This is a genomic window from Ruegeria sp. D3 (assembly GCF_056534465.1).
In genome coordinates, this window is the sequence record NZ_JBQFPK010000014.1 from 24,916 (window position 1) to 47,843 (window position 22,928).

At 53.5% G+C, this 22,928-nt stretch carries 23 protein-coding genes; 12 read left to right on the top strand and 11 right to left on the bottom strand.

Annotated elements, in window-relative coordinates; genetic code table 11:
* Positions 1-63 precede the first annotated feature (63 nt).
* Genes ACR0DX_RS18195 through ACR0DX_RS18205 form a run of 3 tightly spaced genes read right to left on the bottom strand, consistent with a single transcriptional unit; the run spans position 64 to position 1,766 of the window.
* Positions 64-954 (bottom strand): haloalkane dehalogenase, encoded by an 891-nt coding sequence (locus tag ACR0DX_RS18195; protein ID WP_170356601.1) that lies wholly within the window; start codon positions 952-954, stop codon positions 64-66.
* Between the two features lie 34 nt (positions 955-988).
* A complete protein-coding gene (locus ACR0DX_RS18200) occupies positions 989-1,375 on the bottom strand; it encodes a GFA family protein (protein WP_170356602.1) in 387 nt (128 codons plus the stop codon).
* A gap of 13 nt (positions 1,376-1,388) precedes the next feature.
* The gene (locus ACR0DX_RS18205) at positions 1,389-1,766 is read right to left on the bottom strand and encodes a hypothetical protein (RefSeq protein ID WP_170724740.1); all 378 of its coding nucleotides are present in this window, start codon (positions 1,764-1,766) and stop codon (positions 1,389-1,391) included.
* Between the two features lie 117 nt (positions 1,767-1,883).
* Between ACR0DX_RS18205 and ACR0DX_RS18210 the strand changes: the two genes are divergently transcribed.
* Entirely contained in the window at positions 1,884-2,477 is a 594-nt protein-coding gene (locus ACR0DX_RS18210) for a TetR/AcrR family transcriptional regulator (RefSeq protein ID WP_170356604.1), read from the top strand.
* Between the two features lie 329 nt (positions 2,478-2,806).
* Here ACR0DX_RS18210 and ACR0DX_RS18215 read toward each other — a convergent pair whose 3' ends face one another.
* Together ACR0DX_RS18215 and ACR0DX_RS18220 are read right to left on the bottom strand one after the other, a co-directional pair.
* A complete protein-coding gene (locus tag ACR0DX_RS18215) occupies positions 2,807-3,148 on the bottom strand; it encodes an antibiotic biosynthesis monooxygenase (protein WP_170527481.1) in 342 nt (113 codons plus the stop codon).
* 108 nt (positions 3,149-3,256) lie between these two features.
* Positions 3,257-4,018: an IclR family transcriptional regulator gene (locus ACR0DX_RS18220; RefSeq protein WP_480846965.1), complete on the bottom strand. Its 762-nt coding sequence runs from the start codon at positions 4,016-4,018 to the stop codon at positions 3,257-3,259.
* 70 nt (positions 4,019-4,088) lie between these two features.
* Between ACR0DX_RS18220 and ACR0DX_RS18225 the strand changes: the two genes are divergently transcribed.
* Genes ACR0DX_RS18225 through ACR0DX_RS18235 form a run of 3 tightly spaced genes read left to right on the top strand, consistent with a single transcriptional unit; the run spans position 4,089 to position 6,274 of the window.
* The gene (locus ACR0DX_RS18225; protein WP_170356607.1) at positions 4,089-5,444 is read left to right on the top strand and encodes a selenium-binding family protein; all 1,356 of its coding nucleotides are present in this window, start codon (positions 4,089-4,091) and stop codon (positions 5,442-5,444) included.
* 2 nt (positions 5,445-5,446) lie between these two features.
* Positions 5,447-5,806, top strand: a complete 360-nt coding sequence (locus tag ACR0DX_RS18230; protein WP_029621660.1) for a 2Fe-2S iron-sulfur cluster-binding protein — start codon at positions 5,447-5,449, stop codon at positions 5,804-5,806.
* A gap of 3 nt (positions 5,807-5,809) precedes the next feature.
* The gene (locus tag ACR0DX_RS18235; protein WP_170356608.1) at positions 5,810-6,274 is read left to right on the top strand and encodes a CoA-binding protein; all 465 of its coding nucleotides are present in this window, start codon (positions 5,810-5,812) and stop codon (positions 6,272-6,274) included.
* Positions 6,275-6,617: 343 nt separating this feature from the next.
* On the opposite strand, the gene ACR0DX_RS18240 is transcribed toward ACR0DX_RS18235, so the two are convergent.
* Together ACR0DX_RS18240 and ACR0DX_RS18245 are read right to left on the bottom strand one after the other, a co-directional pair.
* A complete protein-coding gene (locus ACR0DX_RS18240) occupies positions 6,618-7,517 on the bottom strand; it encodes a porin family protein (protein ID WP_170356609.1) in 900 nt (299 codons plus the stop codon).
* A gap of 138 nt (positions 7,518-7,655) precedes the next feature.
* Positions 7,656-8,177 carry a glutathione peroxidase gene (locus ACR0DX_RS18245; RefSeq protein ID WP_480846969.1) on the bottom strand — a complete coding sequence of 174 codons (522 nt, stop codon included), beginning with the start codon at positions 8,175-8,177 and terminating at the stop codon, positions 7,656-7,658.
* A 576-nt stretch (positions 8,178-8,753) separates the two neighbouring features.
* Here ACR0DX_RS18245 and ACR0DX_RS18250 point away from each other — a divergent pair.
* Positions 8,754-9,251, top strand: coding sequence for a lactoylglutathione lyase family protein (locus ACR0DX_RS18250; RefSeq protein WP_480847020.1), 498 nt, complete (start codon positions 8,754-8,756; stop codon positions 9,249-9,251).
* A gap of 342 nt (positions 9,252-9,593) precedes the next feature.
* Here ACR0DX_RS18250 and ACR0DX_RS18255 read toward each other — a convergent pair whose 3' ends face one another.
* Both ACR0DX_RS18255 and ACR0DX_RS18260 read right to left on the bottom strand, forming a co-directional pair.
* Positions 9,594-10,811 (bottom strand): HlyD family secretion protein, encoded by a 1,218-nt coding sequence (locus ACR0DX_RS18255; protein WP_170356611.1) that lies wholly within the window; start codon positions 10,809-10,811, stop codon positions 9,594-9,596.
* Positions 10,808-11,188 (bottom strand): hypothetical protein, encoded by a 381-nt coding sequence (locus ACR0DX_RS18260; protein ID WP_170356581.1) that lies wholly within the window; start codon positions 11,186-11,188, stop codon positions 10,808-10,810. Before ACR0DX_RS18260 ends, ACR0DX_RS18255 begins: the two co-directional genes overlap by 4 nt.
* A gap of 396 nt (positions 11,189-11,584) precedes the next feature.
* Here ACR0DX_RS18260 and ACR0DX_RS18265 point away from each other — a divergent pair, with 396 nt between their 5' ends.
* The 7 genes from ACR0DX_RS18265 (at position 11,585) to ACR0DX_RS18295 (ending at position 20,415) form a co-directional block, all read left to right on the top strand.
* Positions 11,585-12,250, top strand: coding sequence for an AraC family transcriptional regulator ligand-binding domain-containing protein (locus ACR0DX_RS18265; RefSeq protein WP_480846971.1), 666 nt, complete (start codon positions 11,585-11,587; stop codon positions 12,248-12,250).
* Between the two features lie 54 nt (positions 12,251-12,304).
* On the top strand, positions 12,305-12,592 hold the full coding sequence (locus ACR0DX_RS18270) for a helix-turn-helix domain-containing protein (protein WP_480846973.1): 288 nt from the start codon (positions 12,305-12,307) through the stop codon (positions 12,590-12,592).
* A gap of 143 nt (positions 12,593-12,735) precedes the next feature.
* Positions 12,736-13,026 (top strand): hypothetical protein, encoded by a 291-nt coding sequence (locus ACR0DX_RS18275; protein ID WP_170356613.1) that lies wholly within the window; start codon positions 12,736-12,738, stop codon positions 13,024-13,026.
* A gap of 397 nt (positions 13,027-13,423) precedes the next feature.
* Positions 13,424-14,806 carry a cytochrome ubiquinol oxidase subunit I gene (locus tag ACR0DX_RS18280; RefSeq protein WP_170356614.1) on the top strand — a complete coding sequence of 461 codons (1,383 nt, stop codon included), beginning with the start codon at positions 13,424-13,426 and terminating at the stop codon, positions 14,804-14,806.
* Entirely contained in the window at positions 14,806-15,807 is a 1,002-nt protein-coding gene (cydB, locus tag ACR0DX_RS18285; protein WP_170356615.1) for a cytochrome d ubiquinol oxidase subunit II, read from the top strand. The genes ACR0DX_RS18280 and cydB overlap by 1 nt, the downstream gene beginning before the upstream one ends.
* 1,237 nt (positions 15,808-17,044) lie before the next feature.
* Positions 17,045-18,310 (top strand): TAXI family TRAP transporter solute-binding subunit, encoded by a 1,266-nt coding sequence (locus ACR0DX_RS18290; protein ID WP_170356617.1) that lies wholly within the window; start codon positions 17,045-17,047, stop codon positions 18,308-18,310.
* 227 nt (positions 18,311-18,537) lie between these two features.
* Positions 18,538-20,415, top strand: coding sequence for a DUF3604 domain-containing protein (locus ACR0DX_RS18295; protein WP_170527478.1), 1,878 nt, complete (start codon positions 18,538-18,540; stop codon positions 20,413-20,415).
* 301 nt (positions 20,416-20,716) lie between these two features.
* Here ACR0DX_RS18295 and ACR0DX_RS18300 read toward each other — a convergent pair whose 3' ends face one another.
* Positions 20,717-21,607, bottom strand: a complete 891-nt coding sequence (locus tag ACR0DX_RS18300; protein ID WP_170356619.1) for a DUF2950 family protein — start codon at positions 21,605-21,607, stop codon at positions 20,717-20,719.
* Between the two features lies 1 nt (position 21,608).
* Positions 21,609-22,910, bottom strand: coding sequence for a DUF3300 domain-containing protein (locus tag ACR0DX_RS18305; RefSeq protein ID WP_480846978.1), 1,302 nt, complete (start codon positions 22,908-22,910; stop codon positions 21,609-21,611).
* Positions 22,911-22,928: the final 18 nt, after the last annotated feature.

The window sequence follows — 22,928 nt, forward strand, 5'->3', positions numbered from 1 at the left end:
AGCATACAATCAGGAAACCCGATTTATGTATACGGCTCAACCGCTACACGTCGCAGCACTGGTTTATGTGGGCAGTCGTGCCAACCACTCCTCCAGTTTTTCTCCGATCAGATGGGGGTTATCCTCCTGCAGGAAATGAATACCTTTCCCGATATCCACCACTTCCAGATTCTGGATGGTCTGACGGCACCATTCGACCTCTTTAGGCCCGATGGTGCCTCCGGGCGTGGCGTGGAACATCAGCATCGGGGTTTCTGTGTCACCCAGCCAGCGGCTATAGGCGCTGACGAGCTCATGAACGTCAGAAGGCGTACCATCGATCGGAATTTCGCAAGGCCACATACGAACCGGCTTGCGGCTGCGCGCAGTGGAAAAAGGCGCACGATACTGCGACATTTCTTGCGGTGTCAGATCACGCACGATGGCACTTGGCAGAATTTTTTCGACGAACATATTCAGCCCCGAGATCATCAGCCACCCAAGACCGGGCGTCCGCATCATGCGAAACCCGGCGCGGAAATCTGGCGGAAATCCGGCCCAGGTCATAGGACGCACGACACCTTCCATGAAGGCAATGCCGCGTATGTTCTCAGGATGCCGGTGCGCATGATGGAACCCCAATGCGGAGCCCCAATCATGAATGACGAGCGTCACGTCCTTCAGTCCCAACGCCTTGATGAACCCGTCAACGTAGGGAACGTGGTCGACAAAGCGGTAGGGAATATCCGGCTTATCCGACTTGCCCATACCGATCAGATCCATTGCGATAGCGCGGTTCTGCCGGGCGGCATAGGGGATGATGTTGCGCCAAAGATAGGATGAGGTCGGATTGCCGTGCAGAAATAGAACGGGCGCGCCTTCGCCTTCGTCGACATAGTGGATGCGCTGCCCATCCACCTCGACATACTTCGATTCAAACGGGAAGTCGGGTGAGATCTCTTGTTCGGTACTCATTGAGCCGCCCTTTCAGCATTATGCGTTTCTTCGATCAAACCCAGCGCCTCATCATACCATGCGGGGCGGGACGCCCAGCCGACAATCGCTTTACCGGGTTGGGACGGCGGGCGTGACAGGCTGCCAAGGGGACAGCCAGGAACTTGCCGTTCTGAGTCTCGAATGGCAGCGTCGTCCCGCAGTTTCGGCAAAACACCCGACGAACTTGGGAATTGGGCACATCGAAAGATGTAAATTGCTCTTGGCCTTCCAGCCATTCGATCCGGTCGGGCGAGGTGAACGCATTCGCAACATGGGCCGAGCCCGAGGCCTTTTTGCAAAAGTTGCAATAGCAGAGTTTGAAGGCGGCCATGTCGTCCTGCACTCGATAGCGCACTGCGCCGCAGACACATTGCCCTTCGATCTTGTTTGGGTGAACCATCGGAGCGCTTTTCTCAGCCGCGATGCGAAAAATACGCGCGGACAGATGCGGTGAAGGTCAGGCCCATGCTGATGATCGCGATGACAAAGCCGATGACCGAGGTGGCAGGGATCGAGACCAGAAAATCAATGGCAGTCGCAGCGCGAATACCGATCAGGCTGCGTTTGAGGATGGACGCAACGATGCAGGAAAATGTCAACATGTACCCCAGCATCGTATAGAGCATCAGGCTGGCGGCCTGTGGGCCGACCAGCTCTCCGACCTGCAGGCCGTAGAACTTGAAGGCGGCGAAGAAGCCAAAGGCCAGCAGGATTTTCAGCGCGTTCAGGATGAAGATCACGCGCAAAGTGACGGGCTTTGTGGCCCCGGTTGTCGGGTCAATGGCGGTCATGACAGGTCTCCGTTTCAGCTGGGTCGCACGGTATTTGCCGCCGTGCGTCTACGATGCTATCCATGTGGATAGGAACAAATTACTATCCACGCGGATAGAAAATGCAAGGAGAAATCTGTGGCGCGCAAACGGAAGACGGATCACGACAGTGCGGTGGCAGGGGCGCTGGACCTGTTCTGGCGGCGCGGATACCACGGTGCCAGCACGCGGGAGCTTGAGCAGGAGACGGGGCTGACCCGGTTCACACTGCAAACCACCTATGGTGGGAAGGAGAAGTTTTTCCTAAAGACTCTTGATACTTATCTGGACAATGCCGAGGCCCGACATTTCCCTGATCCCGAAATCTATTCGCTGGGTGATCTGGCTGGTTGGTTTCGGGGCATCGCATCAACCGAGCGGATGCCAAAGATTGAGGATGCCGGGTGTCTTGCCTTTAATTCGATCAGTTCATTCGATCGCTCTGACCCTGAGGTCAACGCGCGAATCGAGCGGTACCTGACCGCACTGGAGGGGCGGTTTGCGACGATACTGAGGCGAGCAAAGGCTGACGGGGCCATCCGTTCCGAGTTCGATCCGGATGAGGCCGCACGGGTGCTGATAAGTCTTTTGCTGGGCCTTCATACGATCATGAAAGCTCGAACCTCGGATCAGTTTCCGCGGAGCTACGCCGAGGCGGCGGTCGGTCTGATTGAAGGATGGAAAAACCAGTAAGTTATCCAACGTACAGGCGCGCCTAACCTCTTGTGGCGTAAGAACTGCGCGCCTGCAGCGAATTTCTGGATGGTGGACTGCCCCTGCTGTATTCCGGTTGGCTGTTGAGTGACCGCGATGGTGAAGCCGTAGTGCCGCGCGCGCAGCTTGCTCAACGGCAGGTTTGGGCCGTCATCACAAATCCTAACGAACTGACTTATCCGCAGCTTTGCCCCGCGCTGCGGTAATTGATGCACTACACAGCAAAAGACTGCTTCGAGCCCAACGCGGACCAGCACCAAAATCCATAATTTTCTCGCACCGGAGATAGCTTCAAACGTCGGTCAATTTTACCATAGTAGCAGGCTTGCTTTTTGCGCCTTGAAACCTTTTGGCGTCGGAAAAAGCGAGCGCATCCTGGCAACAAGTTCAATCTCGCCATCCAGCATCTTATGGACTGTGTCTAACCAGTTGTTGAAAGTTTCAGAGTCCCAATAATCCTGAACTGCAGCTTCGTTCCTGAACACTTCGTAGAAATAGAAACGATTTGGATTTGTCTCATCCACCATAATTTGAAGCTGGAAAACTTCGGGTTCTTCACTGACAACATTTTGCGCCTGGAAGATGCTGGCCTCCAAAAAGGCCTGCCGAAACTCGGGCTTTACGTTGATCACGAAGAACCCGCCAAACATTGCATCGTCCATATTTGTCTCCCTCATTGACCTAAAAGCGGCGAAGGTCGCAAAACACACCTGTCCTGCAGAATGGCGTTAACCTACAGCACTGCGATACCCATGAACCTAAGCGGGTATCCTTTCTTTATCTGCTTCACCCCATCCTAGCGCGCGTGCAAGTTCGTGTGACATTGTGGTAAGTGTATGCCCAATCTTTTCTCGCTTCGAAGGTGTAAACACCCGAAGAGACGCCGTAGCGCCGATTGAAAGCGTTGCACCAACACCTGTCTTAGTCAGCGTTGTTGCGACAGAACTGATCCCGCGCTCGAGCTCTTCAACACATTCAGCATACCCTTTTGCTCGAATGACATCGAGTTCCGCAGCCAGATCCTTAGGGTCCGTAATCGTGTGATCTGTGTACCGCTTAAGCTGCCCATCCAATCGGTCTTGAGACAGCAGCTCAGGCGACACGGCGGCGATTGCCTTGGCGCAAGAGCACGCGTGCATTGGTCGTTTGCCCATACCTGGATGAAGAAAAGACACGCCCGTCTGCGGTGTCTCCACATGAATAATCTCAACCCAATGGCCCCGTAGCCGAGACAAGAAAAACGCAGCGCCGTAGTCATTCGCGGCACCAGAGAGGAGAGGCGCAATCACTTGCAAAAGAGCGGGATCAGAGTGATTGCTCAACGTGATATGCTTTAGCCTGTTCCCAATCGCGAACTCACCTCGGGTTGGTGATTCAAGGAGGCCGGATGAAACAAGGTCTTGAACCAGCCTGTAGGCCGTCGGTTTAGGTATATCGGACTGGGCGCAGATATCCGCTACGGACGCACGTCCTTTTTGACCAACGATTTCCAAAATCAGCGCTAATCGTTCGAGATGCATTTTTCTCACTTTATGATAACTAAATTTTCGATATACGATACAATTTAGGGAATCAAGGGAGGAGCACTCGATGGATGGACAATGCTGCGGGCCGGGCTTCAAGAGTCCGCAAGAAGCCATCAAAGCCCCCCGAGAAAAGCTACTCTACACGATCGCCATCTACACTGGGACAGGGATCCAGAAACCTGATTACCTTGCTACAGTGGATGTCGACCCTGACAGCCCGACCTATTCCCAGGTAATCCATAGGCTGGAAATGCCGGGGATTGGGGACGAGCTTCACCACATGGGGTGGAACGCCTGTTCGTCCTGTCACGACGACGGCTCGATGTCCCGCAAATACCTGATCCTGCCGGGCGTACGCTCTAACAACCTTCACATCGTTGATACAGCCACTGACCCGCGTGCGCCGCGGTTGCATAAGATCATCGACGGGGCCGAAATCAAGGCCAAGGCAGATCTATCGGGCCCGCATACGGTGCACTGTTTGGGCTCGGAAATCATCATTTCCTTCCTTGGAAATGCCAAGGGTGAGGCTCCTGGAGGCTATCTGCATCTCGACAAAGAGTTCAACATCGTCGGTCGCTGGGAAACCTCGATGGGCGATATCAAGTTTGGCTACGATTTCTGGTACCAACCACGCCACAACGTGATGGTCAGTTCCGAATGGGCTGCGCCCAATACCTTCATGCCAGGCTTCGATCTGGAAGAAGTGGGCCATCTGAAATATGGGCGGGAGCTGCATTTTTGGGATTTTGAAAAGCGCGAACCGGTCGAAAGCTTCTATTTGGGTGAAGACGGACTGTTGCCACTGGAAGTCAAGTTCCACCATGACCCCGACAGCACGCATGGGTTCTGTGGCGCAGCTCTTTCGACCAATGTGATCCATTGGTGGCAAGACGATGCTAAAAAGTGGCGGTGGGAAAAGATCATCGACGTGGAAAACGAGATGCACCCCGAATGGCCGATCCCGTTGCCGGGAGTTATGTCGGCGATCCTGATCTCGATGGACGACAAATATTTGTACCTGAACAATTGGCTGCATGGAGATATGCGCCAGTATGACATCACCGACCCGCATAATCCTAAGCTGACCGGACAAGTGTTTATGGGGGGCCTTTTGGGTAAAGCTCCGATCGTTAACGGGGTTGAGGTCGCGGGTGGTCCGCAAATGTTCCAGCTCTCTCTCGACGGGCGAAGGCTTTATGTCACGACCTCGCTGTTCTCGACTTGGGATAACCAGTTCTATCCCGAGATCCGCGAAAAGGGTGGGGTTATGGTGATGATCGATTGCGACCCTGAAAACGGCGGTATGAAGATCAACGAGGATTTCATTGTGGACTTTGGCAAAGAACCGAATGGTCCATCGCGCTGTCACGAGAGCCGGTATCCGGGCGGTGATTGCACAAGCGATATCTGGCTATGACTATGTATACCGTGACGATCGCGAACAGAGATGGCGCGCAATACTGTGTGGATGCGCGGCGTCCACTTCTGGAAACGCTGAGAGAACAGGGCGTCGACTTGCCTTTTGGGTGCAAGTATGGCGGCTGCATTACCTGCGCGGCAAAACTACAGACTGGCGCGATCGATCAACGCCGACAGGTTGCGCTGAATAATCGGCAAATCGCGAACGGCTATGTGATCCTTTGCGTGGCGCGTCCGACATCCGACATCACGCTTGAGATCGGGGTCGAGAGCCATGACAAGCTGTACCGCAATCCGTTTCTCGACCCTCTCAAACCCCACGAACTCAAGGCTGACATTGCGACGCCGAAGGAAGGTTAACCGATGCCCGAAGCAGATATCGACCGCATCTACGATTACGACCCCAAATACCTCGCAGACATCCTGCAGTCGGTTAAAACCATTGCAATGGTGGGGGCTAGCGCAGACAAAACGAAATTCAGCTATGGCGTTCTGCGACAGCTGAGTGAAATCGGCTATGAAATTCTACCGGTGAATCCTAACCCGAATGTTTCGGAAATTAGAGGGCTCAAGGTCTACCACTCGCTGGAAGAGATCGACAAACATGTTGATATGGTAGACGTTTTTCGCCCGAAGGAAGAGTTTTATGCCTTTGCCGAGAAGGCTATCGCAATCGGGGCAAAAGTTCTTTGGGGTCAAATCGGTGTGTACGACGACAAAGCAGCGCAACTCGCCGAAGCGGCGGGCCTTAAAGTCGTGATGAACCGATGCCCCAAGATTGAACTCTTCCGCCCGTTTTGGAAGCCGCGTTTGGACCTAGAGATATGATGGAAATTCGATTGGTAGCGGCCTCTTCAGCATCCAATAAGGGTGCCAATTGAGATATTGTGCTTGCGGAAGAGAAGACACGTAATCCTGCCCGCTTTACGAAATCCGCATACTCTAAACCCAAGAACGGCCGTTTTGTTTATGGAACCAACGGCCACCTTGTCCGCGAACCGGATATTCAGGCTACGTCCCAGCGCCGCGCGGCGGTGAACGGCAGCTTTGTCCGCAGAGCAGCCATTCAAAGAAGTAGCAGCCAACTTCGGCTTTGCGGAAAAAGCGGTGGTTCAGACTCAGCCGCGAGAAAACCTCTGCACACGTATGGCAAACTGGCTCGATGCCGTGATCAGAACCTGACCCTAAACGCCAGCCCAACCAACGGCGCAGTGTCATAGCTTTGCCGACTGATTTCTGCTCCATTCGCATCATCTAAAGTCAGGCGGCCATCAAATTCTGCGCCCGCAAACACGCTCATTGAAACCCCAGGATTCGGATTGTACCCAAGAGAAAGAACCACAGGGATACTCTTATCTTCACCCACCCCATCAGGGGCGACGCCATCCCCATCCAACCTGAAACGAATTCTCTCTGATCGTGCGGTTAACGAAAGGTCGATAGCCTCGTTTAGAGCGTAGCTTAGTGACAACCCGGGGCCTTGCGTTGCTCCGACACCAGAGCCAGTGTTCAAATTCCAACGTTCATTTATGTCCCAGTCGATAAGCAGAGCCGGAAAAAAATCAGTACCGCTTTCGTCTAATTCGGAAAACGCACCAAAGGCTGGGCCTATCGTTAGGCGCTCGTTCAGTTGCCATGCAATACCTGCAAAAACACCGTAGGTTCTACCGTCAGATGAGGAGGCCCCGCTTTGGTAGTCCCACCTGATCTGTGGCGAAACAAAAACCGTTGTTGTATCCCCCACACGAAACCGGACAGGAACAGCTACACGAAGGTCCCGGATGTTTTCCCAAGGCTGGTTGTTAGATTGGCTGAAATTATAATCCAGCTTGCCAAAGCTGGTGGAAAGCCCAACGCTGCTTCCGCCTTCTAGATTGTAAAGTGCGGTAGCACGTAGAAACGCTCGACTCGCAGAGAACTTGCCACCGCCACTCAAATCCGCATCCCCTTGAAACGCGGCAAGCCCATCAACCTGATACGCCCAGCCTAACTGAGGCTGGGCAGCCGACGGAAGCGAAGTGAACCCAAGAAAAACAAATCCAAAGCAGCACGTTAGAAGAAGGTTTTTCATCTGACATTTCCCACGTGAGACTGGTTTCCTTTTGGGATGCCATTGCTGGACGAACGGTTCAAGTCCCATACCCGCACAATCATCTGGGTGCTTGCGCTTTGTGATGAATGGGCAGTGTGATCCGGCTGGAGCGGTTTTTCATGGCAGGAGTTCCTCGATCTCGTTCGTAATGGACGCCGAAAGCGGATCAACGATCGAGCCGTACGTTTCGACAGCTGTACCACCAGGGCCAATCAAGACCTTGTTGAAATTCCACCTTGGCGCGAATCCTTCCACCTCTTTCAAGGACCGTAAGAAAAGGTGAGCGTCAGGGCCAGTCACGTGTGTTATCACGCTCATTGAAAAATCGGTACCGTATTGCAGTTCGCAGAAATCGCGCACTTCGTCGTTGGTTGCCAGTTCTTGCTGGAAGTCATCCCTGGGGACCGCGGCGACAACCAGTCCGCGGTTGCGATACCGATCATAAAGGTCTTGAAGCCTCTGGTATTGACGGGCGAACGCGCATTGGGATGCCGTATTGACAACTAGAACCGGTTGACCATTCCAATCTGACAAAGACAAGGTTCCCCCGTCGATCGAGTCAAACTTCGCGCCAAGCTCAACGGCGCGCACTTGTTCGCCTAACAAGAGCAGGCCGCCAAGCACAATTATCCGCAACACTCCACGCCTCCATTTTCATAGTTGGATACGGAAGAACAATGCGGACGGATTTCATTTTGAGGACATAGCGCGCGGGTCGCGTGCAACTGCCGGCGGTCGCAACTCAGAGATAGAAAATTGGGGGCGTTCGAAAGCTCAATTCAGGCCCATGATCAAATATTATCTTGTTCCCCGGTGGCAACGTCAAAATGGCTTTATCCAAATGTATTTGAAATCGGTCGTCGCTAGGACGCAAGAAATCATACCAGAACTAGGAATGCATTCGGCACTTTGAGAAGCGCAATACTGTAATTTGCACCTCTTCACTTTGAACTTCCGCGCTAAGGCGGGCTTTAGACGCAATAAAGAAAAAGACGTTTTCTGCAGGCTAAACAACGCCTGCATTGCTGACTTGATCGCTTTCGATACCGGTCAGATAGCTACCCGTGGATCAACGCCGAAGGGTCAACCGATTTGCCTGCAATGGTCGTAAATTTGGCAAACTCAATTTGACTTTTCTGTTGTTAAGCAAACTTCTACTTGCAGATCATTTTGTTGAAACTGATCCTTGGTCCACAACAGTTGAAGGGAATAACAATGTCGCACACGCCTCGATCCTTTTCTCACATAGGTCTTTCAGTGCCGGACGTGGATGAAGCAGTAAAATTTTATTCCGAGGTATTTGGCTTCTACGTCATCATGCCGCCAACGGACGTTCTGGAGGATGATAGCGATATTGGTGTAATGTGCACGGATGTCTTTGGACCAGAATGGAAAAAACTGCGCATAGCTCACATGGCGACTGCGGACCGCGTTGGGATTGAAATTTTCGAGTTCGACGGGAACTATGCGCCCGAAAACAACATAGACTACCGGCGCAATGGGACATTTCACTTTTGCATCCAAGATCCCGACGTGGAAGGTCTGGTGAAAAAAATTGTAGCGGCGGGGGGAAAGCAGCGGATGCCCATTCGTTACTACTACCCGGGCGATAAACCTTACCGGATGGTCTATGTAGAAGATACATTCGGTATTGTGTTCGAACTGTACAGCCATTCCTACGAATTGACGTATTCGTCCGGTGCTTACAATTGAGAAACGGTTCAATTTGAAGGCTGCTTTGGCTCCAAATAACCGTTCTCTGCGTTGCAGCGTCTCTTGAGTTTTTGAGCGACTGCTTTGAGGTCTGAGTGATCGCTAGTTTCAATTCGCTTCAACGATCGCTTTGCGGACGAAGCTGACATTTCGGGCTAATGTACTTAGCTGTCATTTTGCTGCAAAAGACTGCCTGAGCGACCCATCGAACTGTTCTCTGTGCGGCAGGAAACCGTTATTCACCCCGTTTTCTTTTGGCATCCGGCATGCCCGCACACAGCAGAAACGGCTCCCTACATTTATCGGGAGCCGTGTTTACTGAATAGGAGGGTCTATCGACAATCAGGCGTGTCCACCACCGATCAAACCGATACCCGATGTCAGGCCGAACCAAGCTTTGACCCGCAGACCAACCGCCTTGATGATACCCATTGCTTGGATCCCATGCGCAACAAGTGTTCCTTCCATGTCACCTTCAAAATTGGTGGTGTAGGATTGAACGATACAGCCGCTGCCGGGCACCAAAAGCTCCCGGTGCTCTGGGTGTACGAGGTCCAGATGAACGACGATCTGACCCCGTTTTGCCTTTTCGCTGGGCTCAATCAGGCGACCGCTGGGCGCAAGCTGGCCGGAAGAGATTGAGTCTTGAATACGCACGATCCTTGCTGGAAGAACCGTATTGCGCATCGAGATGTTGAAGTTACTTTCACAGGCAACTTCCGCCGCCATGCCTTCGTACAACTCAGTGTGGGATACCTGCGAGAACCCGGCCACGATACGTCCACGCTCGGCGTCTTTGCGGTCAGGGACGATCAGCATGGCTGGGCTCATGGCCGCCTGAGCGGCACGCGATCCAACGTTGAGCGTGACCTGCTCGACTACTCCGTCCACCGAGCTGAGCGTCAACGTCTTGGACAGTTCCACCTGGGCCTGTTTCAGCGATGCACGCGCTGACGCAAGCTGGGCTGGCAAAACGGCGTTCGCCTGAACTTGCGCTACACCCAGTTGTGTCTCAGCGGCTTCAACCTCTGCTTCACGCGTATCCAAGGTCGCCTGGGCGCGTTCCAACTGGCTTACCTGAAACGCGGCAGATCCTTTGGCCTGCAGAGCGCGGTGATCCAACAGAACAAGTTTTGCCTGCTCTCTGGCGGTGAGCGCCGCGTCCAGAACGGCCTGTGCCGTTTCGACTTGCAACTCGGCCGCCAATTTCGCGCTTTCGATTTCCTCTACTTTGCGCTGCGCGAAATCAACCGCGGCCTGTTCAGACGCGTTCTCGACAGCGAACAGCGGATCACCAGGCTGCACATGGTCTCCGCCCTTCACGAAGACGTCCGTGACGGTCCCACCATTCTCGGCCACGACAGGTACAGTCCGGAACGGAACAAGGCCGGTGTAAGACTTGGGATAGTAGTAGAACACCGCAAAAAAGACGATCAGGGCCAGTACAAACCACATAAAGACGGCGCGGTGAACGTTGTAGAGCGTTACGGGCATCCCGCGCCATTTCAGATAGATCACGCGCAGGACAAACGGAAAAGATGTGACGAGAAGTTCGATCATTTCACCATCTCCTCTTTAGCAGGGCGCCACCACAGCATGAAGTCGCGAGCGATTGCGGTCAGGATCAGGGCGCCCGGCAGCAGGCTGCTAAAGTGGCTGAGTGCAGGCATCAGCTCATACGCCAATGCCACGGTCAGCATCGTCGGAATAGTTGTCCGCAGCGGAGTGCCGATTGATTTGTGTTCGGTACAGCGTTCAAAGCGCGCATACAGGTGCACGACCAGCAGTATCGCAAGGGCGAGAACGATCAAGCCTACCCATGCATAGGTATCGGTTTGATTGGGCGCGACCCACCATCTGGGATCGCCGCCAGCGGCAAAGGCAGGAGTTGAGATGAGCCCTAGTATGGGCGCCATCAGGAACGCGGGTGGTTTCATGTTTCAGGTCCTTTTGTTGCGCAGCCATTCCGTGCGCGAAGATGAAAGTGTCCGAAGAACGTCAATTTTCGGTCGGTTGTTTTGAGGGTTCCGAAGGCTGTTCAGGCGGCTTGTAGGGGGGATCCCAGCGGCGCCCATTCGGGGTTTGTTCGCCAAGCGACGAAGTGTGCAAGCCGCGCATGTTTCCGCCGGAACATTCCTGTCGGGCAGAGTCGTGGATTGCCTTAAATACGCGGTAGTACCTTGCGAAGTAGATCATTGCCTTGTCCTTTCTGATGACCCGGACCTAACCGTCGTCACGCCCCCGATCCTTAGGGTTCTGGACATTTGTTGTTGGCTTTTGGACAATTGCAGCGACTGCAAGGGTTTGCGTGCCAATCAGAGGAGGACGCAAAAGTGCCACGCGTCAGTGCTTACAGGCTGCAAAACGTCGGGCTGCGTTATTCGCAAGAACCCGGCGCGCGCATTCCGTTTCAAGAAATACTGGAAATGGCGGGGGCGCCCTATGATATCCTCGACAGCCCCGACGCGACCATCGAGCTGCTACATGAGGCAGGCGCAGTCGAAACAGCGTGCCGGGTTTTGGAAGATAAAACCTTTGCCGCGCGGGTGGGTCTTTCGGCGCAAGGTCCTGGGACGCTTTTGGCATATATCGTACGGGCGGCTGAAACGATTGAAGATGCGCTGGCACTGACCCAGCGCTTCTACGCAATGCAAGACCCTGACCTGCGCCTGGACGTCGTAGGAGCACCTGGTGAGCCGAGGATTACGCTGGAAAGCAATGTGATCCCAGCACATCAATACCCGCGCCACCGCGAATTGCTGATCTTCGGTCTTTATAAACGCGTTCAACAGATCACCTCGGGTGGGCTTGCCCCGATCTCGATTGAACTGGAAACGGACGATACCGAGCATTGCAAGAAGCTGGCCGAACTTGCTGGCTGTCCCGTCGAAGGGCTCAAAGCAGGATATGCTTTGGCCCTGCCTCCAAATGGCATGAGTTTTCGGATCCCGACTGCGGATCCCAACTTGCTTGGGCATTTGCGTCGGCACGGGGAATAACAGCTGAAGGCTCAGCCTGATGCAGTCCGCAGCCTGTCCGACCGCATTATGGATATGCTTGGCGAACGTCTTCCCGGACCAATACCAAACGGCGACGATATAGCCAGAGAGCTTGGCCTGACGCGCCGCACCATGACGCGGCACCTGTCTTCCGAGGGTACTAGCTTTAAAGCTCTTCTGGAAGGTGTGCTGTGCGATCTGTCCAAACGCATGCTGCGTAGCGGTGAGGGCGTTGCCCGCGTAGCCTTCATGCTTGGATTTGCGGATCAGGCCGCCTTTTCGGTGGCGTTCAAGCGCTGGACAGGTGACACGCCTGCCAGATTCCGTAAAGCTGGCCGCTAGAGGGGCTGGCACCGGGGGTCGAAAGATGTCCAAGATCCGCAAAACCTTGTCCCGTCTCCAAAAGAAAGCGGGCCATCGGGTCACCTAGTTCAATGGCACACAGCAGCCGCGGTGGCTGCTAACCCAGAACAAGGATGAACCCTATGAAGACCTCGAAGAAATTCTTTATCGCCCCGATCTCAGGCGCACTTCTGATCACCATGGCGGCAACAGCTCAAGCTGACTACGTCACCGACAAAGCGATCAAAGGCGCAGTTGTCGGTGCCACTATCGCCGGAATCGCTGGTGAAAGCATCGTAGGTGGCGCGGCCGCTGGTGCCGCAGTCGGAGCTGTGGGCGGCGCGATCCAAAAGGACAATTTTGAAGACGCGCAAGACGAAGCCCAAGAGCGTCGCGACGACTTCAAAGAAGAACACAAAGACTGGAACGACTAAGACACCACCCCCAGTGAAGCAAAAAAGGAGAAGCAAAGCCGAACAAACCCGACCGGTTAGCCTGCGCTGTTAGCATCCGGACGCAGTTTGACTGACCATCCCCCACAGAACTCGCATAGTTTCTGAGAGGTTGCCATCCAGCTCGTAATCGAGCCGGGTGGCAACTTTGTTTTGCGCCTTCGAACGCCCCACGTCCGAGGCGCTGGCGGTTTTAAATTTCAGTCGCCCATCTCGACCCGGGTTTTGTCCAAAACCCAAAAACAACCGTCCAGAACCCAAACGAACTGAACCAGACACCACCCCAAATCCGGCTCATCTGAATGACACCGACGAGTTGGCAGCCGAGACGCCCCTGTTCACTGCCGCACTTTGCAACCCAATGCCAAAGGAAACGGCAATGAACCTATTCGCAAACTTCGACGCAGAGACCCTGGCACGCATCCAGTTTGCCTTTACTGTGTCGTTTCACATCATCTTCCCGGCCTTTTCCATTGGCTTGGCAAGCTTCTTGGCCGTTCTCAATGGCCTATGGCTATGGCGCAAGGACAAGGTCTACCTCAACCTTTTCAACTACTGGAAAAAGATCTTCGCCGTAGGCTTTGCCATGGGCGTCGTGTCCGGCATCGTGATGTCTTACCAGTTCGGCACGAACTGGAGCGTATTCTCGGACACCGCAGGTCCCGTAATCGGTCCCTTGATGGCCTACGAGGTCATGACGGCCTTCTTTCTCGAGGCTGGGTTCCTCGGCATCATGCTCTTTGGTCGTGAACGCGTTGGTTCCGGCTTGCACATGATAGCCACGGCGATGGTCGCCCTCGGCACTCTGATTTCGGCTACGTGGATCTTGTCGGTCAATTCTTGGATGCAGACCCCGGCCGGGTTCGACATCAACGAACTGGGGCAGTTCATTCCCGTCGACTGGTGGTCGATTGTCTTCAATCCGTCTTTTCCCTACCGCCTGACACACATGGTTCTTGCCGCCTATCTCACCACTGCTTTTGTGGTAGCCGGGGTTGCGGCCTGGCACTTGCTACGCCGCAATCGCACAGCTGAGGTCACCCGAATGTTTTCGATGGCAATGTGGATGGCCGTTCTGGTCACCCCACTGCAGATCGTTGCCGGCGACCTTCATGGTTTGAACACGCTGGAGCATCAGCCGCAGAAAGTGATGGCGATGGAAGGTCACTTCGACAGCCATCCCGAAGGTGCACCGCTGATCCTGTTCGGCATTCCAAACGAAGAAGAAAAGCGCGTGGACTATGCCATCGAAATCCCGAAACTATCATCGCTGATCCTGAAACATGACCTAAACGCGCCGCTTGACGGTCTGGACACTATCCCCGACGAGGAGGAACCACCGGTCGCGATCGTCTTTTACAGTTTCCGCATCATGCTCGCTATTGGCTTTGCCATGTTGGGTGTCGGCATGTGGTCGCTTGTTCAGCGAGTTCGAGGCCGCCTCAACGAAGATCGTTGTTTGCACCTGACATCCGTCCTGTTGGCGCCCAGTGGGTTTGTGGCGGTACTGGCCGGTTGGATCACCACCGAAGTGGGGCGCCAACCTTACACGGTGTATGGGCTGATGCGGACATCGGACTCACTCTCACAAGTGGATGCACCTACAGTTGCCGCGTCTCTGATAGCCTTCATCATCGTATATTTCGCGGTTTTCGGGGCAGGCACATTCTACATGCTGCGCCTCATGGGAAAACCACCTGCCGACGGTTTCCAGCAAAGTCAAAAACCCATTGAAATCTCTACTTTGGCGGAGGTTGCGTAGTGCTTGAGCTTTCGACAATCTGGGCAGGTATCATTGCCTTTGCCGTTCTGACTTATGTGATCCTGGACGGTTTCGATCTGGGAGTTGGAATCCTTTTTCCCTTCGCGAAAACCGACAATGATCGCGATGTCATGATGAACTCGGTCACGCCCGTATGGGACGGGAACGAGACTTGGCTGGTTATGGGCGGCGGAGGTTTGTTCGCCGTTTTCCCGCTGGCCTATTCTGTGGTGATGCCCGCGATCTATTTGCCCGTTATCGTGATGCTTCTCGCGCTTGTCTTCCGCGGTGTCGCCTTCGAATACCGGTGGCGTACGGTACGCGCGCGTTGGTTCTGGGATGTTGCGTTTCACGGCGGGTCAACCCTAGCCGCCTTCTGCCAAGGCATCGCGCTTGGCGCGCTGGTCCAGGGTATTCCGGTCGAGGATCGGCTGTATGCAGGCGGACAATGGGACTGGCTGACGCCGTTCTCTATCCTGACGGGTGTTGCCTTGGTGATAGGTTACTCTCTGCTAGGAGCAACCTGGCTCAACATGAAAACCAAGGGCGAGTTACAGCGGCAGATGCGCTCTTTTGCCCGCCCGCTGATGCTCATGACGCTTGCGTTGATTGGTCTGGTCAGTCTTTTGACCCCATTCCAAGACCCGATCTATCTGATTAGATGGTTTTCGTGGCCCGGCGTCGTTTTCTCTGTACTAGTGCCAGCTATCGTTGCTGTTGTTGCTTGGATGCTTGATCGCAGCCTGAGGGAAAAGCGAGACTATCAACCCTTCTTCTGCGCCATTGCCTTGTTTGTCGTCTGCTTCATTGGCATTGGGATCAGCTTCTATCCCTATATGCTACCTCCAAGCCTCACGATTGCAGAAGCCGCAGCGCCAGATAGCAGTTTGGCTTTCGCACTGGTCGGAGCCGTCGTTCTGCTGCCTGTGATCCTAGCGTACACCGCCTACACGTACTGGGTTTTCCGCGGGAAGACCGATCCAGAGGAGAGCTACCATTGAAACTGCTAAAGCAAGTTTTTTGGTTCAGCGCGTTCTGGTTCGGTAGCGTCTTTTGCCTAGCGACTGTCGCTTACGCAATCAGGTTGTTCATCACTTGAAGTGGCAAGGATACCAATGTTCGCGCGTCGGCATGTCTAGATCACGCATATATTAGTCCAAGCGCCGAAAGAAACTCCGTTCCGGCCTACCAGATTCCCAAGAACAAGCGGCTGGCTAGGTCGTCTCAAATTCAACAATTCAAGGGGGCTTTTATGCTTTCTCGCGCAAAACCAATGCCTGTGCAGTGGGATCAGATTGACCCGGCTCTGCCCATACCAGCTAAAAACAACCACGGTGGCAGCCTTTCTCCTAGCATGTTGCCAAAGCTATTCACAGGGCTCGTTGCTGCAGGGCTCGTGACCTTCGTTCTATTGCCCTTCACCTCGGCCGTCAGCGGGGCGGTCTCGAAAGACCTACCCCCAATTATGGACCTATTGTTCGTCTTGTTCTCTGTACTTGTAGTTTTTACTTCCACAGCTGCGATCGTACTGAAAGGGTCAACACTGCGGGCCGTCTTCGGCCGAGGATTGGCTTCTCTCGGCACAGCGCTTATCATTTCGCCCATAGGGCTCTCGGTCCTATTCGCACTATACCTTCAAGACTGGGTATCGATCGTAGTAGGCACGTCTATCGAACAAGCGGGAAGAACAGCGATATCCTTGGTTGGTGGCATCTTCGTAGCCAATGCTCTCGCTATGGGATTGGCTTTTGGATGTTTGTCTCTGCTACTTGGGATTAGGCTGATACCAAATCGTCCAAAATCACTCATTTCGCCTTAGGCGAGTGAATTTCCACTTCGGGCTCAATGCAGTCATTCGGTGTGCAATGTATGAACGACTGCCCTGCGGACTTTGCCGCCATTGGCCCGCTTTCACCGAAGGACCGCAGACAGCCTAAACCGGACATTCGCAACAAGACTTTGCAATTTTCGAGATGCGGGACGTTGGCGACAAAAAAGACAATACTAAAACTCTGGTTTACGATAGGATAAACCGTTGCCTATACGGCCAGTTTTTGATTTCAACCTAGTTCAAGCGCTCTTGGTTTTTTTGCGCTACCAACTTAATCTTTAGGGATACTTGAACCGAAGAACTCGAACTTTCGAGTGCCACCCACTGTGATCGGTTTCTCGTTGGCAAAAAGACTGCTATCAAATGAGAACGAATTATCTGTTCCGATCATCTGAACGTGAGAATAAATGCGCTTAGCTCTTTTCATTCTCTTTCCGATTATGTTTGTCGGGTTGCTTGTTTTTCTGATCTTTGGCTTGAAACCGCCCAACAGTATTAAGCTGGCTGCTGGCATAAGCGGCGGCGGATATTGGCAAGTTGGACAACTCTATAAAGCAGAACTTGCACGTGACGGCATTCAGGTAATTTTAGTTGAAACCGAGGGGTCCGTTGAGAACATTCAGAAACTTGTTTCTGGCGAAGTGGATGCCGCATTTGTTCAGGGTGGCCTGGAAATACCTCAGGACGAAAACTTACAGTCTTTGGGCGCCATTTTTCTTGAACCCATGGTGGTGTTCCGCGGAAAGTCTAGTCCCGTCGGGGCCAATGCAGGAGAATGGGGAGACATTCGCTTAGCTGCAGGAACCAAGGCGTCCGGTACTCGCGCCGCCGCTTTAGCGCTAATTGAGGCCGCCGAGTTGCAAAATGTCGGCATAAACCTCGTCGACGTCGGGGGCAATGATGCGATAAAGGCGTTATATGCCAACGAAGCGGATGCGGCGTTGTTTGTCGCTCCACTCGATGCACCTTACCTTATGGATGCAATTTTTGATCCAGAAATCATTTTCGTCCCTATGGCTTTGGTCGATGCCCTTGCATTGAAACTTTCCGGAGCGAATTCGGTAACTGTACCGGCAGGATCAATCACACTTGACCCTCCGAGACCACCAGAGGACGTCAAGATCTTAGCATTGCGAGCTTCACTTATCGCCGCATCCGATCTGCACCCTGCAGTAACCGATAGGTTAGTGAATGCAGCAAAGAACATTCATAGCGAACCTAGTATTTTGCAAAGTGCGCGCGAGTATCCGAACACGGCTTCGCCGCCTGTACCACTGAACAAAATTGCCACAGAACTCATAAACTCTGGGCCAAACTTTTTGCATGGCGTCTTGCCATATTGGATCGCAGCACAGTTTGGCAGCGTACTGTTATTGCTGTTGCCTTTGTTGTTCTTAGTACCGTTTTTACGGATCGTCCCGTCCAGTTACGTGTGGTTTCAAAAGCGCCGGGTTTGGCGTTTTTATCAGCGTATCACGGCGCTTGAGGAGGAACTCAGCCAGGCACAGACCTCAACTGAGGTAGAAGAAGTCGCCAAAAATATCGAAGACGTGGACACCGCCCTTGCAAATCTGAATCTGCCGCTCGCATACCGCCAGGGAGCATATGATGCACGTTTGCACATAGGCCTAATTCGACAGGAGATTGCGCGTCGTCAAACTGCAAAAAGTTGATGAAACCTCAACGTTCGCAAGCATACCACGCTAAAACACCTTTTTAATTTGAGACTTCGATACAGGTGTGTGCTTTAGTTATTGCGTGTACGCCGCTTTGGGGTCGCAGCCATCGTTCGCAGAGTTTAATTGAGCGGCTGCTGTGCTGGACGAATAGAGTTCAGATTGTGCGTCATAGTTACTTGTATTGAGCGTTGTAAACTTTGAGCAAAATATGAGGTTAGGAAATGATCCGTTTAGCATCTATTCTGACTATCGCGCTTGCGGCTGGTGCGCACTCCGAGGACGTCCCAAGCACTCTACCTGGCGACACAGAGTATTCCCCCTACCCACAACAAAACTTCCCTAATCAGGTCTATTTCGGCGACACTCATTTGCATACATCATACTCTGCCGATGCCGGTATGATCGGCAATGTACTTGGCCCTGATGAAGCATACAGGTTTGCCAAAGGTGAAGTCGTTACATCCAGCACCGGTGTCGAAGCGAGGTTGCGCCGACCATTGGATTTTCTGGTTGTTGCCGATCACGCCGAGAACCTTGGTCTTGCGCCGCTGCTCTCAGCCAAAGATGCCACGCTGCTCTCCACGGAGTTTGGCCAGCAACTGAACGCGGCTGTCGAAGCCGGTGATCCCGTCGGCGCATGGTCCATTTGGAGCCAAGCCAAGTCCACTGGCACAGACCCATTGGCAGATTATCAGGAGATTTACCAAACAGCGTGGAGCAGCATTACCTCCGCCGCTGAGGCACACAATCAACCCGGTTTGTTTACCGCGCTTATCGGGTTCGAGTGGACCTCAAACCCACAGCGGAACAACCTGCACAGGAATGTCATATTCAACGGTGGCAAAGAGGGCGCTGACAAGATCATCCCGTTCTCGAACTTTGATAGCTTCGACCCCGAAGACCTTTGGGCCTGGATGGAACAAGCCGAAGAGACAACAGGCCAAAAGCTGCTTGCGATCCCGCACAATGGCAATTTATCCAACGGGTTGATGTTCGACGAAGTGCGCTTGTCCGGCGAACCGTTCGATGTTGAGTATTTCAAACAGCGTGCCAAGTGGGAACCGATTTATGAAATCACGCAAATGAAAGGTGACGGCGAAGCACATCCCTTGCTATCACCAGACGATGAATTTGCTGACTTCGAAACGTGGGACAAAGGACAACTTGGACCAGAGCCCAAGACACCGGGGATGCTTCCACGCGAGTATGCGCGGGCAGCATTGCGGCGGGGGCTTGGATACGAGGCGGAAACAGGGACAAACCCGTTCAAGTTTGGCGTGATCGGTTCAACCGATGCTCATACATCGCTGTCCACGGTTGGCGAGGACAATTTCTTCGGGAAAGTCGCGGCTGTTGAACCTACTGCTGACCCGATCCGATTTGAAGAAGTCGTCGGCGGCATTGGTGGTGACGAGAGTGTTGCCCAATATGCATGGCAGACTTCGGCGTCTGGTTTGGCGGCCGTTTGGGCAAGGGAAAACACCCGCGAGGCCATTTGGGATGCTTTTGCTCGGAAGGAAGTCTATGCGACCACGGGGCCGCTCATGCGTATTCGTGTTTTTGCCGGATTTGAATTCGACGAAACAGACCTGCCACGTGCGGATTTTGCCGCGTATGGATATGAAAATGGCGTCCCGATGGGGGCGGATTTGCCAGCGGATAGTGACGGTCGGTCTCCGCGCCTTCTCATCCGTGCGCTCCGTGACCCCGATGGGGCCAACCTCGACCGTATTCAGATTGTCAAAGGCTGGCTGAACAGTGACGGCACAACGTCGGAACGTGTTTATGATGTTGCTTGTGGCGGGCGTGAACTTCTAAACGCGGCGTGTGACGGCCCGGTTGGCAATACGGTGGATGTAGAAAACGCGTCTTGGACAAATGACATCGGTCAGGCAATTCTCACCGGATATTGGGAAGACCCGAACTTCGACCCAACGCAAAACGCGTTTTACTATGTCAGAGTGCTGGCAATACCAACGCCGCGATGGACGACATACGATGCAAAGGTGTTCGGAACGGAGATCCCAGACGAAGCACCGCACTCGATACAGGAGCGGGCCTACACATCACCAATTTGGTACACACCCAAGGATGAGTGATATCAGGTTAAGACTAAAAAATCACTTAGTCTGCTCTGGGCTCACAGCAGTCATTCGGCAATTTCAGATGAAAGACCGCTCTGCGAACTATCCGATCATTCAGTTTAAACGTGTTAAGGCAGAATAATGGATCAAACAGTAAGATGGACAATTTGCTCGCAGTCACAATGTGTGTTGCAAGAGCGATCCAGGCTGAACCTGTTCGGGTACACGTAACCATCGAATTGAAGCTCGTTACACGATCCGCAAATAGTGGCCTCAGCAAAGCAGCAGAGCTTAAGCGCCACTATCAATCCAAACATTACTCCACCGGTGACCAATTAGTGTCTGGATCATAGGCAGTAATTTCAGCAGCAATACTGAGTGTTTCCGGGCCAAAATCTGCCTCGTAGACTATGCCGTTTTCGCCAACCAGAAAGGAATGGACACCAGTTTCTCCGTAATCTGCCGGTATTGCCAGCAAGGCATGTCCTGCAACGAAGTGATCCCCGACGAAATAAGGGTAGGCACCCCCAGGAGCGTTAGGGCCCTGCTCTTGCAGGATTGTGTAATAATAGCCAAGAAACGGTTCGGCTTCATAGTCAGCCTGACCGTCACTCCACCCCGAAGCTGCAGCGCGGGCGAGCGCTGCACCGACAAAGCTGTCTTTACCGGGCCAGAATAATCCGTTTTGCTCTTCGGGATCAGAAATGATCGTCTGAGCGAATTCCATAACGCCATTCCCGTTATGGTCCACAAGCCGGAAAGCTGCCTGCAGGTCAACATAGGCCTCAAGCAATTCGATCACTTCCAACTCATTCAAGCCTATTTCACGAGCTGAAAGTTCCTCGATACCAGCCTCCAGGTCAAAGCGCCAACCATCATCTTTTCGCAGAATTGGGATAGGAAAAGGCCAACCGTCTTCACCCAGAAGAAGTACAACGCCATCGTCCTCAGGCCGGAAACGATACCCCTCGGCATACATGCCAAGCATTTCCTGCCTTCTTTCTTGATCTTCCGCCGGATCCCCCGTTCCAACCAGATCTTCGGCTTCAGGCCCGAAAATTTCGATCAGCTTGCTCTGATCATTAGCCTTCAACGCATCAACAAAAGCATCCAGTGCGGTTTGCGGCGTATCAAATCTGGCTCCTTCAGAGAGAGCCGGGCTGGTGGTCGCGGCAAGTAACAAAATTGAAAATACTGATCTACGCATCTTACCGTCTCCGCTTGCCTTTAGCGGCGTGTCCACGCTTGGACGCGCTTTGAGTTCTGCTGCCGGACGCCTTTTTCTTCATCGCTTGCCCTTTGGATGCCGCGGGCTTGCGCTGCGTCGATGCGGCTTTCTTCGCCTGCGGCTTCTTGGCGGTCTGCGGTCTTTGTGCGACTGGCTTTTTCGCTGAATCTGGACGTTTGGTACGATCAATGGCCTGTTGCTTTGCTGCGGCCTTATCCCGATTAGCGTTTCCCCGGTTCGCTAGTGCCCCGCCTGCTACAGCCCCTGCACCGGCACCGACCGCAGCTGCTGCCGCCCCGCGGTCCCGGCTGATATCTGCAGCACCAGATTCTCGGCTCAACTTTGCACGCAGCTCATCCGTGCGACCGTCAGGACGGCTAACCGGCAAGTCGCCGCGGCCACCTTCAGGTCTTTTATGATCCGCTATTTTGTTCCGGGCCTCCTGTTGCCGGTCAGGATCGGGGTTCCATCCGATATCCGTTCGGTCACCTAAATCTATATCATTGCCGATATTGACGTTGCCATCGACGTCTATGTCGATGTTTGGATTTCTGTAAATAGGACCACCGCCCCAGCCACCGCAATTTCGGCACCCCCAGTAGTCATACCAATCATCGTCGTCGTCAAAAATTTCGTCGATCAGGGCAACGGCGCCAAACGTTAGTAGTGCTGCGCCCACAACATCCCCGGTTGACGGCCCAGTATAAACCGTCTCGGGATTGTATTGTGGGACGTATACCGTTTCGGGTTCTGTCGGTGTAATTACTACTGTGTCGTCGTCAGACACTTCGACAGTTTGCTCGGGACCTGAAACAAGAGCGCCGCTGTCAATTGCCTGATCCCGCATGACCTGCACGGCATCCATCACATCATCGGACTGGGCCAACATGGCTGTGCCGACTGTCTCGGTCCAGTCGATATGGGTGGCCATCTGCCCAACAACTTCGGGAAACGCCGTCGCCAATACGCTGACAGAAGGATCCCATCCCATTGCTTCGATTTCCGGCTCAAGTTCAACGGGGTCGCGGTCGGCGTTATCCAGCAAATACCGCTCAGCCTTAACAATTTCCAATGGCTGGGTGGCCGCCACAAATATCTGTATGAGTAACGTGTCGGGATAAAGAGCAACCGGGGCGACCAATGTCTGCAACTCAGCATCAGTTAGCAGGCTGGATGAGGTTGCCGAGGTATCATCTTTTCCCGCCACATCTTCGGACGACTCTTGCGCTAACGCGAAAGTAGATACGCAAACACCGAATGCAATTAATAGAAACCTAAACATATTGCGATCCTTCGATTT

Bases quoted from the DNA above. Each gene is read 5' to 3' on its own strand.
- ACR0DX_RS18195 (WP_170356601.1), bottom strand. From the start codon at position 954: ATGAGTACCGAACAAGAGATCTCACCCGACTTCCCGTTTGAATCGAAG.
- ACR0DX_RS18200 (WP_170356602.1), bottom strand. From the start codon at position 1,375: ATGGTTCACCCAAACAAGATCGAAGGGCAATGTGTCTGCGGCGCAGTG.
- ACR0DX_RS18205 (WP_170724740.1), bottom strand. From the start codon at position 1,766: ATGACCGCCATTGACCCGACAACCGGGGCCACAAAGCCCGTCACTTTG.
- ACR0DX_RS18215 (WP_170527481.1), bottom strand. From the start codon at position 3,148: ATGTTTGGCGGGTTCTTCGTGATCAACGTAAAGCCCGAGTTTCGGCAG.
- ACR0DX_RS18220 (WP_480846965.1), bottom strand. From the start codon at position 4,018: ATGCATCTCGAACGATTAGCGCTGATTTTGGAAATCGTTGGTCAAAAA.
- ACR0DX_RS18225 (WP_170356607.1), top strand. From the start codon at position 4,089: ATGGATGGACAATGCTGCGGGCCGGGCTTCAAGAGTCCGCAAGAAGCC.
- ACR0DX_RS18230 (WP_029621660.1), top strand. From the start codon at position 5,447: ATGTATACCGTGACGATCGCGAACAGAGATGGCGCGCAATACTGTGTG.
- ACR0DX_RS18235 (WP_170356608.1), top strand. From the start codon at position 5,810: ATGCCCGAAGCAGATATCGACCGCATCTACGATTACGACCCCAAATAC.
- ACR0DX_RS18240 (WP_170356609.1), bottom strand. From the start codon at position 7,517: ATGAAAAACCTTCTTCTAACGTGCTGCTTTGGATTTGTTTTTCTTGGG.
- ACR0DX_RS18250 (WP_480847020.1), top strand. From the start codon at position 8,754: ATGTCGCACACGCCTCGATCCTTTTCTCACATAGGTCTTTCAGTGCCG.
- ACR0DX_RS18255 (WP_170356611.1), bottom strand. From the start codon at position 10,811: ATGATCGAACTTCTCGTCACATCTTTTCCGTTTGTCCTGCGCGTGATC.
- ACR0DX_RS18260 (WP_170356581.1), bottom strand. From the start codon at position 11,188: ATGAAACCACCCGCGTTCCTGATGGCGCCCATACTAGGGCTCATCTCA.
- ACR0DX_RS18270 (WP_480846973.1), top strand. From the start codon at position 12,305: ATGCTTGGCGAACGTCTTCCCGGACCAATACCAAACGGCGACGATATA.
- ACR0DX_RS18275 (WP_170356613.1), top strand. From the start codon at position 12,736: ATGAAGACCTCGAAGAAATTCTTTATCGCCCCGATCTCAGGCGCACTT.
- ACR0DX_RS18280 (WP_170356614.1), top strand. From the start codon at position 13,424: ATGAACCTATTCGCAAACTTCGACGCAGAGACCCTGGCACGCATCCAG.
- ACR0DX_RS18290 (WP_170356617.1), top strand. From the start codon at position 17,045: ATGCGCTTAGCTCTTTTCATTCTCTTTCCGATTATGTTTGTCGGGTTG.
- ACR0DX_RS18295 (WP_170527478.1), top strand. From the start codon at position 18,538: ATGATCCGTTTAGCATCTATTCTGACTATCGCGCTTGCGGCTGGTGCG.
- ACR0DX_RS18300 (WP_170356619.1), bottom strand. From the start codon at position 21,607: ATGCGTAGATCAGTATTTTCAATTTTGTTACTTGCCGCGACCACCAGC.
- ACR0DX_RS18305 (WP_480846978.1), bottom strand. From the start codon at position 22,910: ATGTTTAGGTTTCTATTAATTGCATTCGGTGTTTGCGTATCTACTTTC.